Source organism: Amycolatopsis stemonae (assembly GCF_054781455.1).
This window is the reverse complement of record NZ_BAAGUJ010000008.1, coordinates 209,734-224,984: the sequence shown is the minus strand read 5'-3', so window position 1 is coordinate 224,984 and position 15,251 is coordinate 209,734. Positions and strand designations below refer to the sequence as shown.

The window sequence follows — 15,251 nt, the reverse complement described above, 5'->3', positions numbered from 1 at the left end:
CCCACTGTCACCCGGCGATGGCCCGACGAAAGTCGGGATCAGATGACGTCGAGGAAAACAGTCGGCACTTCGTTGTCCCGCACCACCCGGCCCAGCAGCGCCGCGAGCCGGTCGCGGTCCGGGGTGGACAGGCCCGCCGCGAGTTCGTCCACGCGCCGGCACGTTGCCGCGTAAAACTCCTCCGCCAGTTCGCGGCCCTCGTCCGTCAGGACCACCTGGACCGCGCGGCGGTCGTCCGGGTCGGGCTCGCGGCGGACGAGCCCGCGCCGGACCGCGCGGTCGACCAGACCGGTGAGGCTGGACTTCTCGAGGCCGAGCGTCGCGCCGAGGTCGCCCATGCCGTACGGCCGGCCCATCAGCACACACAGCAGCTGCCCCTGCGGCACGGTCAGGCCGTACTCGCGCGCCGATTCGGCGTAGACGGCGTTCACCAGGAACGACGCCCGCACAAGCCCGGCCACGACACCGAGGTCCTCCCCGCGTTTCCCCATCGCGCCAGCCTACTTCGCGACGGCTTCGCGCACGGCGGGCACGATCTCCCCGGCCCAGCGCGCGGCGGCGGTCTCGTCGGGCGTGCTGCCGCCGGGCCCGAACAGGACGAACCCGGCGCCGCCGTGCTCCAGCACCGCGCCGGTCAATTCTTCGACCCACTGGTCCGGCGAGCCGCCGATCCAGCGCCCGTCGTCGGCGCGGGTCTTCGGCAGCGGCTCCGCGGTGATGCGTCCGGGAAAGTTGTAGACGGTGACGACCTCGCCGGGATCGCGCCCGGCGTCGACGGCGGCCTTGTCGATGACCGGGCGCGAGGTGCGGTAGCGCTCGCTGAGCCAGTCGGCGGCGTGCCCGGGCATCCACCCGTCGGCGACCCGCCCGGTGACGGCCAGGGACTTCGGCCCGACGGACCCGGTCCACACGGGCGGGATCTTCGCCGCGGCGGGCTCGAGGTTCGTGACCTGGTGGAATTCGCCGTCGAAGGTGACGGGCCCGCCACCCCCGCCGAGCATCTTGACGAGCCGGATCCCCTCTTCGAAGGCCCGGACGGCCTGGCCGGGAGTCAGCTTGGTGAACCCGAGCCGCGCGATGTCGTCCCAGAGGCCACCGACCCCCATGCCCAGCACGATCCGGCCGCCGGTCAGAGCGTTCAGGCTCGTGATGGTGCGCGCGAGCATCGGCGCCGGGCGCGTCGGCAGGTTGGTGACGCTGACCAGGCCGGAGATCTGCGTCGTCCGCCCCAGCAGTACCCCAAGTTCGGCGTAGGCGTCGAGCCGGTCGGCGTGGTAGGGGTGATCGGACACGGTGAGCAGGTCGAGCCCGGCCCGATCGACCTGGACGGCGAGCTTCAGGCTGTCCGGAACGGCGGCGACCGCCGTGGACACGCCGATACCGAAGTGGACCATGGTTCCTCCCAGTTTAGTTCGTGCTACGAACTGACTATACATAGTTCTTAGCACGAACTACTTGCGGGCGGCGCTAGCCCATCGTCCGCCGGCGAGCTCGTATGACGAGCGCTTCGGCGCTCCGGCCCGCGCGCTTGAACTCCTCGGCCGTGGCCGACGTGTGGCTGTAGCCCGCCTTGGTCTTCAGTCCCAGCAACGCGCGAAGAGCGCGGCTCGCCTCCACGTCCACCTTCGCCAAGAGCTGGACCGCGTCGTCGTGCTTCTCGCCTTGCGCATGCTCGCCGAGACCGGCACAGCACAGCGCGTCGGCGGCGGCGATTCCCGCATGCACGCAAAGGGTCACGTACGCGTCGCCGATCTCGCTGGGGTCGTGCTCGTCCGCGAGGTCGCGCACCAAGCCTGCCACCTCCCAGAACTGCTCCGCCTTGGCCAAGCGGCCACGCTGGATTTCGGCGGTGCATCTCTTCGTGCGCACTTCAGCTCTTTCTCTTCCGGATCTGCCCGGCCAGCCAGGCGTGGCGACCGGCCACGGTGAGACCGTCGCGCAGGACGTCGCCGAGCACGGGCTCGTCGCGGCCCCGTGCCACGACCTCGGCCACCGTGAATTCGAGGATCCGGGTGTCATTGCCGGTCCACCGGGAAACATCGGCAGCCAAGCCGTCGACCTGAAGGGCCCAGCGATCTTCGTCCGCATCGTCCGGCCGAACCAGGAGCAGGTCGATGTCACTTTCGAGCGTCATGGAGCCCCGGGCGGCCGACCCGAACACCGCGGCGTACTTCGGACGTGGCCGCCAAGACTCCAAAGTGGATTCGATCCTCTCCAGCAGCCTTCCCCGCAGGCCCGCCAGCCCGGTGATGTACTCCGCGGCGAGATGGTCGCCGTTGAACCGGTACGCGAAAGCGTTGCCGACCCGATCAGCGTGCACGACGCCCTGCCGGACCAGCCGCTGGAGGACCTTCCGGATCCCCTCTTCCGAGTGCTTGCCCAGCACGCGGTGCAGTTGCCCGGTCGTGAACGTCCCGCCGAAACCGGCCAGGACGGCGAGCACATCGCCGTCCAGAGTTGGCGTCACCGTGGCCAGCGGCCTGTTCAGCTCCATCGCCCTCACCCGTATTTTAGTACGTCTACATCAACTATAGTACGGGTTAGCCCGTTGCCGGAAATTGGTTTCCGCTACCCCGGCACGACGGCTACCGTGGTCTTCGCCCGGTGCGGCGGTGAGGGTTACTTCTCCGGTATCCCTTGGGTTCGACTCCCGAAAGCCTTCACCACTTCGATCTCGGGCACACCAGCTTCAAGACGCACTCCCGGTGCGAGCACGAACTCGGGAGCCGCGGCTTCACCGATGCCCGGTGCGCAGGCGAAGGTTACTTCCACTCTTAATGGGCGGGTCGGGGGTTCGAATCCCTCCCGGACCACGTGGTCCGGTAGCTCAGTGGCCAGAGCAGCTACGTACCTTCACCGACTTCGATCTCGGGCATCGCTGTGGCCGCGGCTCCCCGCGAGAGGGGGAGAAAATGAGCAAGTTCACCACCGCACGCGCGCCCGCAGCGACGTCGCCGGTCCGCAGTGAGGCCACGCCGTCCGGCGTCACCCACCAGGGTGGTGCCGGTTACGCGCGCGACGCGCGGTCCGAGCTCTTCCTGCTCGCCGTCACCACCATGGTCGGCGAGCACACCTACTACGAGTCCGCCGGCGCGCGCGACACGCGCTACGCCGAGCTCGTCCATGTCGCGACCCTTGAGGATCCACAGTGGACGGCCCGGTTCCTGCGCTGGCTGCGGACCGAGGCGAACCTGCGCAGCGCGTCGCTCGCCGGCGCGGCCGAGTTCGCCAAGGCGCGCCTCGATGCCGGGCTCGACGGGCTCGGCCGTCAGGTCGTCGCCGACGTCCTGCAGCGGGCCGACGAGCCCGGGGAGCTGCTCGCCTACTGGACTTCCGTGCACGGCAGGAACATCCCGAAGCCGGTCAAGCGCGGCGTCGCCGATGCGGCGCGGAGGCTCTACGACGAGCGCGCGTACGTCAAGTGGGACTCGGCCGCCCGGGCGTTCCGGTTCGCCGACGTCCTCGAGCTGACCCACCCGGCGAACGGCGACACAGCGCTGTTCAAGCACATCCTCGACGAGCGCCACGACCGCGGAAACCCGCTGCCGGCCGAACTGAGCGTGCTGCGCGCCCGCGCCGAGCTGATGGCGTGGGACGTGCCGCGCCGCCGCGAGCTGTTCGCGCGGCCGGACGCCGCGGACGTCCTCCGCGCGGCGGGCATGACGTGGGAGTCGGTCGCCGGCTGGCTGCAGGGCCCGCTGGACGCGCGCGTCTGGGAGGCGCTGATCCCGTCGATGGGCTACATGGCAACCCTGCGCAACCTGCGCAACTTCGACGAGGCCGGCGTCTCGGACGAGGTCGCGCAGGGCGTCGCCGCGCGGCTCGCCGATCCCGCCCAGGTCGCGAAGTCGCGGCAGCTGCCGATGCGGTTCCTGTCGGCCTACCGGGCGGCGCCGTCGCTGCGGTGGGCGTGGGCGCTGGAGCAGGCGATCGCGCACTCGCTGGCGAACGTGCCCGCCCTGCCGGGCCGGACGCTCGTGCTCGTCGACACCTCGGCGTCGATGAACATGGGCTTCAGCCGCGACGGCACGCTCATGCGCTGGGACGCGGCCGCGGTCTTCGGCCTGGCGCTGGGCCGCCGGTGCGCGGACGCCGACGTCGTGTCGTTCTCGGACGGGTTCCTGCTGGGCGGCGCGCACACGAAGGTGTTCAAGCTGCGCCCGGGCGGCTCGCTGCTGAGCGACGTCGAGCGCTGGAAGTCCCGCGGGTACTTCCTCGGCGGCGGCACGAACACGGTGGCCGCGGTGAAGCGGCACTTCGCGCAGCACGACCGCGTCGTCATCCTCACCGACGAGCAAGCGTCGTACGGCGACGTCGGGCAGGCGCTGCCCGCGCACGTCCCGCTGTACACGTGGAACCTGGCCGGCTACCGGTACGGTCACGCGCCGTCCGGCACCGCGCACCGGCACGCGTTCGGTGGCCTGACCGACCAGGCGTTCCGGATGATTCCCCTGCTCGAGGCGGGGAAGAACGCCGACTGGCCGTTCTGAGAGAAGCCACGGAGGCCCCCATGACGAGATCATGGGGGCCTCCGTGCCGTGTACGGACGGTCACGGAAATAGCCGTGGACCACGCCTTGGTCTGCGCCGTATAGTCCACGTGGAATAACCGACATGGAGTCATCCGAAGGGACTAACGATCATGGCCTCGGCCAAGCTGACCCCGCTCGGCCTCGCCGTGCTGGAGCTGCTCCACGAGAAGCCCATGCACCCGTACGAGATGGCCCAGCTCATGCGCGAGCGGTACGTGAACACCCGCGTCAACGTGAAGGCCGGGTCGCTCTACCACACCGTGGAACGCCTGCAGCGCAGCGGTTTCATCCAGGTCGTCGACACGCAGCGCGACGGCAGGCGGCCCGAACGGACCGTCTACGGCATGACCCCGGCCGGGCTGGACGAGTTCAACCAGCGCGGCCGCGAACTGCTGGGGGACCTCACCGAAGAGTTCCCGGCCTACCTGTCCGGGCTCGCCGTGATCGACGAGCTGGGGCGCGAGACCTCCCTGATCGAGCTCGAACACCGCATCACCCGGCTGCGCGCCGCGGTGGCCGCCGACCAGGCCGTGCTGCAGCGGCTGGCCGAGGACGAGACCCCGCCGATCTACTGGATCGACTGGCGCTACAAGACCGACCAGCGGAAGTTCGAGCTCGAGTGGACCGAGCGCCTCCACGAAGACCTCAAGTCCGGGCGGATCCCGTTCCAGGACAACCACCACGAACCCATCCTCAAGCTCATCACCGGGGAAGACGACGATGAACGCAAGACAAGCTAACCCGTGGGCGGCGCTGGGCGCGCTGTGCCTCGGCTTCTTCATGATCCTGCTCGACACGACGATCGTGTCGATCGCGATCCCGACCATGCTGACCAAGCTGAACGCCGGGCTGAACTCGGTCGTCTGGGTGATCAGCGTCTACCTGCTCACCTACGCCGTGCCGATGCTGTTCACCAGCCGACTCGGCGACCGCTTCGGCCCGAAGCGCGTCTTCCTCGCCGGCCTGGTCGTGTTCACCGGCGCGTCGCTGTGGTGCGGCCTGTCCGGCAACGTCGAGATGCTGATCGCCGCGCGCGCCGTGCAGGGGCTCGGTGCCGCGCTGATGACGCCGCAGACGCTGGCGTTCATCACGCACCTGTTCCCGCCGGCCAAGCGCGGCCCGGCGATGGGCATGTGGGGTGGCGTCGCCGGGCTGGCGACGATCACCGGCCCGCTGCTCGGCGGCGTGCTCGTCGACCACTTCGGCTGGGAGTGGATCTTCTACGTCAACGTCCCGATCGGCGTGATCGCCATCGGCCTGACGCTGGCGCTGGTCCCGGACTGGCAGCCGAAGCACTCCCACTCGTTCGACCTGATCGGCATCGTGCTCTCGAGCCTGGCGCTGCTGTTCATCGTGTTCGGCGTGCAGAACGGCCAGCAGTACGACTGGGGCACCGTCTGGGGCGGCATCACGGTGTTCGAGATCATCGGCGCCGGCGTGCTGCTGCTGGTCGCGTTCCTGGTGTGGCAGAAGTACAACAGGCGCGAGCCGCTGCTGCCGCTGCAGGTGTTCGCCAACCGCAACTTCTCGGCGGGCACGCTCACCGCGACGACGGTCGGCTTCGCGATGACCGGCATGTTCCTGCCGCTGGTGATCTACATCCAGTCGGTGCTCGGCCTGACCCCGACGATGGCGGGCCTGCTGACCGCGCCGATGTCGCTGCTGTCGGGCATCGTCGCGCCGTTCGTCGGGAACCTCTCCGACAAGGTGAACGGCAAGTACCTGGTGATGTTCGGGCTGACCGCGCTCGCGGCGGGCCTGGGCGTCATCGCGCTGCAGGCGTCGCCGACGACCAACCCGTGGAGCCTCGTCCCGGCACTGCTGGTGTGCGGGCTCGGCATCGGCTGCATCTTCTCGCCGATGAGCAACATGACGATGGGGTCGGTGGAGCCTCGCCTGGCCGGGACGGCTTCGGGCATCTTCAACACGTCTCGCCAGGTCGGCGGCGTGCTCGGGTCCGCGGCGATCGGTGTTCTGCTGCAGGCCCAGGTGAGCTCGTCCATCGCGGACGAAGCGGCGAAGGCGGCTTCACAGCTCCCGGCGCAGTACCGGGCGCCGTTCGCCGAGGGGATCGCGCACGCGGCGGCGAACACCGGGGAGTTCGGCTCTTCGGGCGGCGCGCCGTCCATGCCGGGCCTGCCGGCCGAGATCGCCGCCCAGGCGGGTCGCCTCGCCTCCGAAGCGGTCCACAGTGGACTGACCGACGCCGCCCGCGTGACGATGCTGCTGCCCATGGCGGTACTGCTGCTGGGCGTGTTCTCGGCGGCCGTGATGCGACGGGTCAAGCCGCGCTGGGAAACCCCGGCGCCGGCCCCCGAGACCGCCGCGGCCTGAAAACCGGGCGAGCCTCCGGTGTCGGGTGCCGGAGGCTCGCCCGGACCGCGGGAGCGGTGGCTTCAGCGCGCGGTCTTCGACTCCCGCGCCGAGTCCGCGCGGACGGTCTCCCGGTCCTTCGGCGTCCGGAGCCTGGCCCACCACAGCGGCTGCGACCTGGCGGCTGACGTGGCCGTCACGCGCACGGTCATCGGTCACCTCCGAGCATCCCGGTGCCATATGTTGCGAGCCACAACAAACTAACTCCGCAACCGAGTGGTGCCGGTCACAATTCGGTCACGACAGGCGTCCGGGTACGTTCCGGGTGTGCAGTTCGTCCTCGCCTCCCAGTCCCCCGCCCGCCTCGCCCTCCTGCGCTCCGCGGGCCTCGACCCGGCCGTGTTCGTCTCGGGCGTCGACGAGGACGCCGTCGCCGCCTCGCTGACCGGCCCTTCGCCGTCCGAGCTCGTCGCGGCGCTCGCCGCGGCCAAAGCCGAAGCCGTCCTCGACCAGGTCGCGGCGGTCCACCCGGACGCCGTGGTCGTCGCCTGCGACTCGATGCTGAACATCGGCGGGCAGATGGTGGGCAAACCGGCGAACCCGGACATCGCGAGGGAGCGCTGGGCCGCGATGGCGGGGTCATCCGGTGAACTCCTCACCGGGCACGCCGTCGTCCGGCTCGACGGCGGGACGCGCGCGAAAGAGACCAGCGGCTGGGAGTCGACCACCGTCCGGTTCGGCACGCCGAGCACCGCGGAGATCGACGCCTACGTCGCCACCGGCGAGCCGCTGCACGTGGCCGGCGGGTTCACGATCGACGGCCTGGGCAGCTGGTTCGTCGACGGGCTCGACGGCGGCCACACGAGCGTCATCGGCATCAGCCTGCCGCTGACGCGCCGCCTGCTCGCCGAGGTCGGGGTGAGCGTCGTCGATCTCTGGCGGCGTCCCGCATCCTGAGAAGAGCGCCACACGAACGGGTGATCCGGAAGAGTGCTCGCTTGCCTGACGTTCTCTTCACGAGGCAAAACGAGAAACTTTCGAGCACCGGAGTCGCCCCGTGTCTTTTGTCCGGACCTACACCAAACCGCGGGTGTTCGCGGCCGCGGTCCTCGGCTCGCTCGTCGTCGGCGCCGCACTCGGCGTCGTCGCACGGCAGACCGAGGCCGGCTGGCTGACCGATCTCCTCGACCAGATCGGCACCATCTTCACCACGCTGCTGCAGATCGCGGTGATCCCGCTGGTCTTCACGGCGATCGTGGTCGGCATCAACAGCCTCCGGAAGCTCGGCGGCGGCCGCACCGCCGCGCGCCTCGGCGGCAAGACCGTCCTGTGGTTCGCCATCACCTCGTTCGTCGCGTCGCTGATCGGCATCGCGGTCGGCCGGATCTTCAACCCCGGATCGGGCGGGCTCGGCGGCGTCACGGCGACGGCCAAGAACGCCGACAAGGCGGCGAAGAGCGTCGACCACTGGGGCTCGTGGGACGCCTTCGTCAACGGGCTGCTGCCGGAGAACTTCGTGAAAGCGTTCTCCGACGGCGAGACACTGCAGGTGCTGTTCCTCGCGCTGGTGATCGGTGCCGCCGCCTACAGCCTGGGTGACAAGGCCAAGCCGTTCGTGGACTTCACGACGAGCGTGTTCGAGATCATCCAGCGCTACCTCGGCTGGATCGTCCGGCTGGCCCCGATCGGCATCATCGGCCTGATCGGCGCGGCCGTCTCCAACTACGGCGACGCGCTGTTCCGCCCCCTGTTCTCCACCACGCTCGCGGTGTACGTCGGCTGCCTGCTCGTGCTGTTCGTCGTCTACCCGATCCTGCTGCAGTTCGTGGCGAAGGTCAGCCCGCTGAAGTTCTTCGCGAAGGCCGGCACGGCGATCCAGTTCGCGTTCGCCTCGCAGTCCTCGGCCGCGACGCTGCCGCTGACCCGCCAGTCCGCGGTGAACCTCGGCGTCCAGCCGGCGTACGCGGCCTTCGCGACCCCGCTCGGCAGCGCCACGAAGATGGACGGCTGCGCGGCGGTGTTCCCGGCGATCGCGGCGATCTTCGTCGCCAACCTGGCCGGGGTGTCGCTGAACTTCTGGCAGTACGTGGGCATCGTGGTGGTCGCGGTGGTCGGCGCCCTGGCGACGGCCGGCACCACCGGCTGGCTGACGGCGTTCACGCTGACGACGTCGTTCATCGGCCTCGACGCCAAGCAGGTCGCGCTCGGCCTGGCGCTGATCTACTCGGTCAACCCGATCATGGACATGATGCGCACGGCGACGAACGTGGCCGGCCAGATCGTGGTCCCGACGATCGTGGCGCGCAGCGAGGGTCTCCTCGACGACGAGGTCCTCGACGCCCCCACCGACCGCCCCCAGACGACCGACGACGGCTCGGCGGCCCGCCACACGGAACCCGCCCCCGCCTGACCGCGCTTTCCCGTGGAGTGACGGCTCCGGTCAGGAGGGGCAGGCGCGGAGGTCGGCGCGGGTCAGGCGGACGTCCGGCCAGCCGCGCAGGTCCGACGGGGACGTCACCCGGCGCGTGCAGCCGACGGACTTGCCCGTCAGGTCGTACACCTGGCCCAGCACCGGCGCCGCGGCGCACTTGGGCGTGCCCGAGTCCGTGCCGGGGCAGTCGTGGCGGACCACGATCACGTCCGGGCGCCCGTCGGCCGTGACGTCGTAGAGCGACAGCGAGCCGGCGTCCGAGAAGTACGGCTTGCCCTGGTCGCGCCACACTCCCCCGCTCGCGACCAGCAACTCGCCGTACGCCGCGTCGCCGTGCTCGCCGACGGCGCCGCGGACCAGGCACGTCGGTGCCGCGCCGTCGATGCAGCGCAGCGAGTTCTGGTCCAGCCGCACGCCCAGCTGGGCGATCGACAGCTCGAACACCGTGCCCGGCTCGGGCCCGACGCGCACCCGCGCCGAACCACCCGACGCGTCGGCCAGCAGCACGACCGGCGTCCCGCCGACCGTCACCGCCGCGAGCTGGCGGCACGGCCCGCTGCCGCAGGTCACCGCCGGGGGCACCGGCGCCGCCGCGGGTTCGGCCGCGCCCGACGGCGCCTCGGGCCGCGGCCGCAGCAGGAACACCGCGCCGATCGCGCCGAGGGTCACCACCCCGGCCAGCACCGCGGTGAGCAGCGCCGACCGGGGCGTGCGCGCCGCCGAAGTCCGCATGAGACAGAGCGTAAGCCGCTTCGCGACTGTGTGTGGGCAGCGCCCCGGGCCGGTGTGGCTGAAATCCCCCGGCCGGGCACCCGCCCGAGGCACCCCGGGGTGGCGGAGCGTGTCCGTCTATGTTGTCCGGGTGACGAACCCCAACCTTCCCCCCGCCCTCTACCTGCCCACCGGCCCGGCCAGCGCCGAGACCGAAGGCGCGTCGATCGAGCTGCGCCGCACCCCGGACGGCCGCACCGCGCTGGTCGCGTTCACCGCGCTGGACCGGCTGATCGACTGCTGCGGCGAGCACCAGCCGTGGGTGCTGGTCAACACCGAGCACCTGCCGACGGTGCACGCGGCCAACCCGTACGACGTGATCGTGCTCGACTCGCCGCTGCCCGCGGAGCTGCGGCACCACTCCTGAGCGTGGTTCAGCTCTCACTCAAGGGACTCGCGACGTCATATCCGTAGACTTCCCCGTACCGCGAAAGCGGTCAGCAATGCAGCTGTCGGGACGCAGGAGGTGCGGGGTGGCCGAGCAGGTCGGCGAATCCACCGGTGGTCCGGTGACCAAGATCCTGGTCGCCAACCGGGGCGAGATCGCGGTACGGGTGATCAGAGCCGCGAAGGACGCCGGTCTGACCAGTGTCGCGGTGTACGCGGATCCCGATCGCGACGCACCGCACGTCCGCCTGGCCGACGAAGCCTTCGCGCTCGGCGGCACCACGGCCGCCGAGAGCTACCTCAACTTCGACAAGCTGCTCGACGCCGCGAAGCGCGCGGGCGCCGACTCGGTGCACCCGGGCTACGGCTTCCTCTCGGAGAACGCGGACTTCGCCCAGGCCGTCCTGGACGCCGGGCTGACCTGGATCGGGCCGAGCCCGCAGGCGATCCGCGACCTCGGCGACAAGGTCACCGCGCGCCACATCGCGATGCGCGCGGGCGCGCCGCTGGTGCCGGGCACCAAGGAGCCGGTCAAGGACGCCGAAGAGATCGTCGCGTTCGCCGACGAGCACGGCCTGCCGGTGGCCATCAAGGCCGCGTTCGGCGGCGGTGGCCGCGGCCTCAAGGTCGCGCGCACCCGCGAAGAGATCCCCGAGCTGTTCGAGTCGGCCACCCGCGAGGCGGTCGCGGCGTTCGGCCGCGGCGAGTGCTTCGTCGAGCGGTACCTGGACAAGCCACGCCACGTCGAGGCCCAGGTCCTGGCCGACATGCACGGCACCGCGATCGTCGTCGGCACCCGCGACTGCTCGCTGCAGCGGCGGCACCAGAAGCTCGTCGAGGAGGCGCCGGCGCCGTTCCTGAGCGACGACCAGCGCAAGCGCATCCACGAGTCGGCGAAGGCGATCTGCAAGGAAGCCGGCTACTACGGCGCCGGCACGGTCGAGTACCTCGTCGCGACCGACGGCACGATCTCGTTCCTCGAGGTCAACACGCGGCTGCAGGTCGAGCACCCGGTGTCGGAGGAAACCACCGGCCTCGACCTGGTGCGCGAGATGTTCCGCATCGCGCGCGGCGAGAAGCTGCGGATCACCGAAGACCCCGAGCCGCGCGGCCACTCGATCGAGTTCCGCATCAACGGCGAGGACGCCGGCCGCGGCTTCCTGCCCGCCCCGGGCACCGTGACGAAGTTCGTCGCGCCGAGCGGGCCGGGCGTGCGCGTCGACTCCGGCGTCGAGTCCGGCAGCGTGATCGGCGGCCAGTTCGACTCGATGCTGGCGAAGCTGATCGTCACCGGCTCGGACCGGAACAACGCCCTGGAGCGCAGCCGTCGCGCGCTGGCCGAGATGGTCGTCGAGGGCATGGCGACGGTGCTGCCGTTCGACCGCGTGATCGTCGACGACCCCGCGTTCATCGGCGACGAGAACGGCTTCAGCGTGCACACGCGCTGGATCGAGACGGAGTTCGACAACCGGATCGAGCCGTTCGTGGCGCCGGAAGCCGAGACCGCCGAAGAAGCGCCTCGCCAGAACGTCGTCGTCGAGGTCGGCGGGCGCCGCCTCGAGGTGTCGCTGCCGGGCGGGTTCGCGCTCGAAGGCGGCGGCGGGGGCGGCACCGCCGTCAAGGCGAAGCCGCGCAAGCGCGCCGGCGGCGGCAAGGCCGCGGTGAGCGGCGACGCCGTCACCGCGCCGATGCAGGGCACCATCGTGAAGGTCGCCGTCGAAGAGGGCCAGACGGTCGAAGCCGGTGAGCTGATCGTCGTCCTCGAGGCGATGAAGATGGAAAACCCGGTCACCGCACACAAAGCGGGCACGATCACCGGCCTTTCGGTCGAGGTCGGCGCCGCCGTGACGCAGGGCACGCAGCTTCTCGAGATCAAGTAGGGCAGTTCGTTACAGATGTCGTGGTGGGCCGCCCCCGAGGCGGCCTACCATCGACTACGTGACCGAAGTCCCGTCTCCGCAGCTGCGGATCAGCGACCAGAACCGCGAATCCGCGCTGACCGCGCTCGGTGAGCACATGAGCGCGGGGCGGATCGACATCGACGAGTACGGCGAGCGCTCGGCGCGGATCACCGCCGCGAAGACGCGCGGCGAGCTCGTCGACATCTTCGCGGACCTGCCCGCGCCGCACCCCCAGTACGACGACGCGCCGAAGACCGTCGCGGCTCCGGAACCCGCTGCCGCGCCCGCGCCGCAGCAGCCCGCGCGTCCGGTGGGGTGGTCCCCGGCGCAGCGGTTCATCACCGCTTTCGTGCCGTTCGCCTTCCTCGTGACGATCGCCCTGATCGCCACCGGCGTCGTGCACGGCGCGTTCATCCTCGTGCCGATCGGGCTCGGCATTTTCGGCCGGGCGATGTGGGGGCACGACCACGACCACCGCGACCGCCGGGAGCGGCACCTGCGCGACCGGGACCGCCGGCGCGAGCTGCGCGACTCCTACCGCGACCACCGGCGCGGACTGGACCACTGATCCGGCCGTGGGCGACATGCGGCTGAGCGACGCCGAACGCCAGGACGCCCTGGACGTCCTCGAAGAACACGTCCGCAGCGGCCGGCTCGACATCGACGAGTACGGCACGCGCTCGGCGAAGGTGACCGCGGCGAAGCGGGTCAGCGAACTCGTCCCGCTGTTCGACGACCTGCCGTCCCCGCGCCCCAGCGCGCTGCTCAACGGGGCCACCGCGCCCCAGGTGCCGGTCATGCCCGGCGAAAGCGCCCTGTCGACGTTCCTGACCCGCAGCGCGGTCCCGATCGCGATCGTCCTCGCGATCGTGGTGCTCATCCTGTCCCGCGGCCGGCTGCTGATCATCTCGGTCGCGCTGCCGCTGGTGGTCGCGGCGCTCGCGGGAGTCCGCCGGCGGCGCTGAGCCTGTGAGAATCAACGGCGTGATGGGCGTGGTTCCGGGCGGTGCGCTGAACGCCCGAGGCGAACGACTGGCGGGGCCGGTCTTCACCGGCGTCGGCCTGGCCGCGCTCGCCGCGTGCGTGATCTGGGGCGGCCGCGACGCGCACGGGGGCACCACGCTGGTCTTCGTGGTGGCCGCGGCGCTGTGGGTGCCGCTGCTGATCCCGCTGTTCCCGCACCGCGCGACGCACCCGTGGCCGGCCGCCGCCTACTACGCCGGCGTGCTCGCGCTCGCGACCGTGCTGGCCGCGCGCAACGACACGTTCATGGGCTTCGCGTCCTTCGGCTACCCGCTCGCCTTCGTGCTCTTCCCGGCGCGTTGGGGCTTCTTCGCGGTCGCCGCGACGGCGATGCTGCCGCTGCTGGCCGCCAACTCCGGGTCGCCGAGCCCGACTTGGGTGCTCGTCCTGTCGCTGGCCGGGCCGTTGCTGTACGCCGCCTGGTTCGTCGGCGCCGAAAGCGAGACGCGGCGGAAGCTGAACGTGCGGCTCGAAGCCGCGTTGGACGAGAACGCGGCCCTGCACGCGCAGCTCGTCGCCCGCGCACGCGACGCGGGCGTGCACGACGAGCGGCAGCGGATGGCCCGCGAAATCCACGACACGCTGGCCCAGGGCCTGACCGGGATCGTCACGCAGCTGCAGGCCGCCGACAGCGCGGACGGCCCCGAGCGCGCCCGGCGGCTGGAGCTGGTGCGCACGCTCGCGCGCGACAGCCTCGGCGAAGCGCGTCGCGCGGTGCAGGCGTTGCGGCCGGAGCCCCTCGACGCGGCCCACCTGCCGGAAGCGCTTTCCGAGCTGGCCCGGCGCGTCGCGGCCACCTCGGGGATCGACGTCCGCGCGGAGACGACCGGCGATCCCCGGCCGCTGCTGCCGGACCTGGAGGTCGCGCTCTACCGCGTCGCGCAGGAAGCCCTGGCCAACGCGGAGAAGCACGCGAAGGCGTCGCGAGTCGGGCTGACACTGTCCTATTCGGACGACGTCGTGCTGCTCGACGTCGTCGACGACGGCGTCGGCTTCCGGCCCGGCGACCGCGGCGAGGGCACCGGCTTCGGCCTCGACGGGATGCGCCAGCGGGTCCGGCGGGTCGCGGGCACGCTGTCGATCGAGAGCACGCCCGGCGGCGGCACGGCCGTGAACGCCCAGGTCCCGGCGATCCAGGCGTGATCCGCGTCCTCTGGCCGACGACCACCCGATCGTGCGCGGGCGAGCCGGACCACGTCGTCGGCGAGGCGGCCCGGCTGTTCCCCAGCGAGGCTGCTCTGACCCCACGTGATCACCCGGCGGTCTCGCGGCCTGGCTAGGCTGGGTGGAGTGGAACCGGTGGAGATCAACGCGGGCACGTACTACCTGCGCCAACTGCGCGCCGACCGGCACCTCGACGACCGGCAGGTGCTGATGGAGGCGTTCGCGGACCCGACGCACCGCAAGTACGTGCTGAACTACCGCTTGCGAACCCTCGACGAGGCAACGGAGTACGTAGCCCTGCGAGCAGCCCAATGGGCAGGCGACGAGCGCTGTTCATGGGCGATCGCCGAGCCGACATCGGGCAGATTGCTGGGCGAAGTGGGCCTCCGCGAGCTGAACCTCCCCGCGGCGTACGCGGAGGCGACGGTCTGGGTCCACCCGGCAGAGCGCGGCAAGGGCATCGCGACGACGGCGCTGAACGCGGCGTTGCGCTTCGGCTTCGGTGGTCTGGAGCTGTCGGAAGTCACGTATCGCTACGAGGAGAGCAACACGGCGTCGGCGATCGTGGCGGAGCGGTGCGGGTTCACCCTGGTCGGCCCGGAAGCCGACCGGGCCCCGACGGGCGAACGCCTGATCCGCTGGCACCGCACATCCTGACGGCGAGCCTCGCGCGACGCCGTTGGTCCCGGCCGCTCGCCTTCGGCGGCAACTCGGCCAGGCTGTGGACGGT

At 71.1% G+C, this 15,251-nt stretch carries 17 protein-coding genes and 1 tRNA gene; 12 read left to right on the top strand and 6 right to left on the bottom strand.

The window, feature by feature from the left end; translation table 11 throughout:
- Positions 1–38: 38 nt before the first annotated feature.
- The 4 genes from ACYVLJ_RS28560 to ACYVLJ_RS28545 all read right to left on the bottom strand — a co-directional run bounded on the left by ACYVLJ_RS28560 (position 39) and on the right by ACYVLJ_RS28545 (position 2,494).
- Entirely contained in the window at positions 39–491 is a 453-nt protein-coding gene (locus tag ACYVLJ_RS28560) for a MarR family winged helix-turn-helix transcriptional regulator (protein WP_451977545.1), read from the bottom strand.
- A gap of 9 nt (positions 492–500) precedes the next feature.
- Positions 501–1,394 carry an LLM class oxidoreductase gene (locus ACYVLJ_RS28555; RefSeq protein WP_460440978.1) on the bottom strand — a complete coding sequence of 298 codons (894 nt, stop codon included), beginning with the start codon at positions 1,392–1,394 and terminating at the stop codon, positions 501–503.
- A gap of 73 nt (positions 1,395–1,467) precedes the next feature.
- Positions 1,468–1,869 (bottom strand): hypothetical protein, encoded by a 402-nt coding sequence (locus ACYVLJ_RS28550; RefSeq protein ID WP_460440977.1) that lies wholly within the window; start codon positions 1,867–1,869, stop codon positions 1,468–1,470.
- A gap of 1 nt (position 1,870) precedes the next feature.
- Entirely contained in the window at positions 1,871–2,494 is a 624-nt protein-coding gene (locus tag ACYVLJ_RS28545) for a nucleotidyltransferase domain-containing protein (protein WP_460440976.1), read from the bottom strand.
- Between the two features lie 250 nt (positions 2,495–2,744).
- Between ACYVLJ_RS28545 and ACYVLJ_RS28540 the strand changes: the two genes are divergently transcribed.
- From ACYVLJ_RS28540 to ACYVLJ_RS28525, 4 genes are all read left to right on the top strand, one after another.
- Positions 2,745–2,813: transfer RNA gene (locus ACYVLJ_RS28540), tRNA-OTHER, on the top strand.
- Positions 2,814–2,912: 99 nt separating this feature from the next.
- A complete protein-coding gene (locus ACYVLJ_RS28535) occupies positions 2,913–4,490 on the top strand; it encodes a TROVE domain-containing protein (protein ID WP_460440975.1) in 1,578 nt (525 codons plus the stop codon).
- A 151-nt stretch (positions 4,491–4,641) separates the two neighbouring features.
- Entirely contained in the window at positions 4,642–5,271 is a 630-nt protein-coding gene (locus ACYVLJ_RS28530) for a PadR family transcriptional regulator (RefSeq protein WP_451977554.1), read from the top strand.
- Positions 5,252–6,865, top strand: a complete 1,614-nt coding sequence (locus ACYVLJ_RS28525) for an efflux MFS transporter permease (protein WP_460440974.1) — start codon at positions 5,252–5,254, stop codon at positions 6,863–6,865. The genes ACYVLJ_RS28530 and ACYVLJ_RS28525 overlap by 20 nt, the downstream gene beginning before the upstream one ends.
- 62 nt (positions 6,866–6,927) lie before the next feature.
- Here ACYVLJ_RS28525 and ACYVLJ_RS28520 read toward each other — a convergent pair whose 3' ends face one another.
- Entirely contained in the window at positions 6,928–7,056 is a 129-nt protein-coding gene (locus ACYVLJ_RS28520) for a hypothetical protein (RefSeq protein ID WP_451977560.1), read from the bottom strand.
- A 115-nt stretch (positions 7,057–7,171) separates the two neighbouring features.
- On the opposite strand from ACYVLJ_RS28520, the gene ACYVLJ_RS28515 reads away from it, so the two are divergent.
- Both ACYVLJ_RS28515 and ACYVLJ_RS28510 read left to right on the top strand, forming a co-directional pair.
- Complete coding sequence (locus tag ACYVLJ_RS28515; RefSeq protein ID WP_451977563.1) at positions 7,172–7,801, top strand: Maf family protein; 630 nt, start codon at positions 7,172–7,174, stop codon at positions 7,799–7,801.
- Positions 7,802–7,901: 100 nt separating this feature from the next.
- On the top strand, positions 7,902–9,254 hold the full coding sequence (locus ACYVLJ_RS28510; protein ID WP_460440973.1) for a dicarboxylate/amino acid:cation symporter: 1,353 nt from the start codon (positions 7,902–7,904) through the stop codon (positions 9,252–9,254).
- A 30-nt stretch (positions 9,255–9,284) separates the two neighbouring features.
- Here ACYVLJ_RS28510 and ACYVLJ_RS28505 read toward each other — a convergent pair whose 3' ends face one another.
- Positions 9,285–10,007 (bottom strand): hypothetical protein, encoded by a 723-nt coding sequence (locus ACYVLJ_RS28505; RefSeq protein ID WP_460440972.1) that lies wholly within the window; start codon positions 10,005–10,007, stop codon positions 9,285–9,287.
- 130 nt (positions 10,008–10,137) lie between these two features.
- Between ACYVLJ_RS28505 and ACYVLJ_RS28500 the strand changes: the two genes are divergently transcribed.
- From ACYVLJ_RS28500 to ACYVLJ_RS28475, 6 genes are all read left to right on the top strand, one after another.
- Positions 10,138–10,413: an SAV_915 family protein gene (locus ACYVLJ_RS28500; protein ID WP_451977571.1), complete on the top strand. Its 276-nt coding sequence runs from the start codon at positions 10,138–10,140 to the stop codon at positions 10,411–10,413.
- Positions 10,414–10,519: 106 nt separating this feature from the next.
- Positions 10,520–12,313 (top strand): acetyl/propionyl/methylcrotonyl-CoA carboxylase subunit alpha, encoded by a 1,794-nt coding sequence (locus tag ACYVLJ_RS28495; RefSeq protein WP_460440971.1) that lies wholly within the window; start codon positions 10,520–10,522, stop codon positions 12,311–12,313.
- A gap of 58 nt (positions 12,314–12,371) precedes the next feature.
- Positions 12,372–12,902: a DUF1707 SHOCT-like domain-containing protein gene (locus tag ACYVLJ_RS28490; RefSeq protein WP_460440970.1), complete on the top strand. Its 531-nt coding sequence runs from the start codon at positions 12,372–12,374 to the stop codon at positions 12,900–12,902.
- Between the two features lie 7 nt (positions 12,903–12,909).
- Complete coding sequence (locus tag ACYVLJ_RS28485; protein ID WP_451977580.1) at positions 12,910–13,299, top strand: DUF1707 SHOCT-like domain-containing protein; 390 nt, start codon at positions 12,910–12,912, stop codon at positions 13,297–13,299.
- A gap of 22 nt (positions 13,300–13,321) precedes the next feature.
- Positions 13,322–14,500 carry a sensor histidine kinase gene (locus ACYVLJ_RS28480; RefSeq protein WP_460441133.1) on the top strand — a complete coding sequence of 393 codons (1,179 nt, stop codon included), beginning with the start codon at positions 13,322–13,324 and terminating at the stop codon, positions 14,498–14,500.
- Between the two features lie 147 nt (positions 14,501–14,647).
- The gene (locus ACYVLJ_RS28475) at positions 14,648–15,178 is read left to right on the top strand and encodes a GNAT family N-acetyltransferase (protein ID WP_451977582.1); all 531 of its coding nucleotides are present in this window, start codon (positions 14,648–14,650) and stop codon (positions 15,176–15,178) included.
- Positions 15,179–15,251: the final 73 nt, after the last annotated feature.

Excerpts from the sequence above, each read along its gene's own strand:
- ACYVLJ_RS28560 (WP_451977545.1), bottom strand. The coding sequence starts at position 491 with ATGGGGAAACGCGGGGAGGACCTCGGTGTCGTGGCCGGGCTTGTGCGG.
- ACYVLJ_RS28555 (WP_460440978.1), bottom strand. The coding sequence starts at position 1,394 with ATGGTCCACTTCGGTATCGGCGTGTCCACGGCGGTCGCCGCCGTTCCG.
- ACYVLJ_RS28545 (WP_460440976.1), bottom strand. The coding sequence starts at position 2,494 with ATGGAGCTGAACAGGCCGCTGGCCACGGTGACGCCAACTCTGGACGGC.
- ACYVLJ_RS28535 (WP_460440975.1), top strand. The coding sequence starts at position 2,913 with ATGAGCAAGTTCACCACCGCACGCGCGCCCGCAGCGACGTCGCCGGTC.
- ACYVLJ_RS28530 (WP_451977554.1), top strand. The coding sequence starts at position 4,642 with ATGGCCTCGGCCAAGCTGACCCCGCTCGGCCTCGCCGTGCTGGAGCTG.
- ACYVLJ_RS28525 (WP_460440974.1), top strand. The coding sequence starts at position 5,252 with ATGAACGCAAGACAAGCTAACCCGTGGGCGGCGCTGGGCGCGCTGTGC.
- ACYVLJ_RS28520 (WP_451977560.1), bottom strand. The coding sequence starts at position 7,056 with ATGACCGTGCGCGTGACGGCCACGTCAGCCGCCAGGTCGCAGCCGCTG.
- ACYVLJ_RS28505 (WP_460440972.1), bottom strand. The coding sequence starts at position 10,007 with ATGCGGACTTCGGCGGCGCGCACGCCCCGGTCGGCGCTGCTCACCGCG.
- ACYVLJ_RS28480 (WP_460441133.1), top strand. The coding sequence starts at position 13,322 with ATGGGCGTGGTTCCGGGCGGTGCGCTGAACGCCCGAGGCGAACGACTG.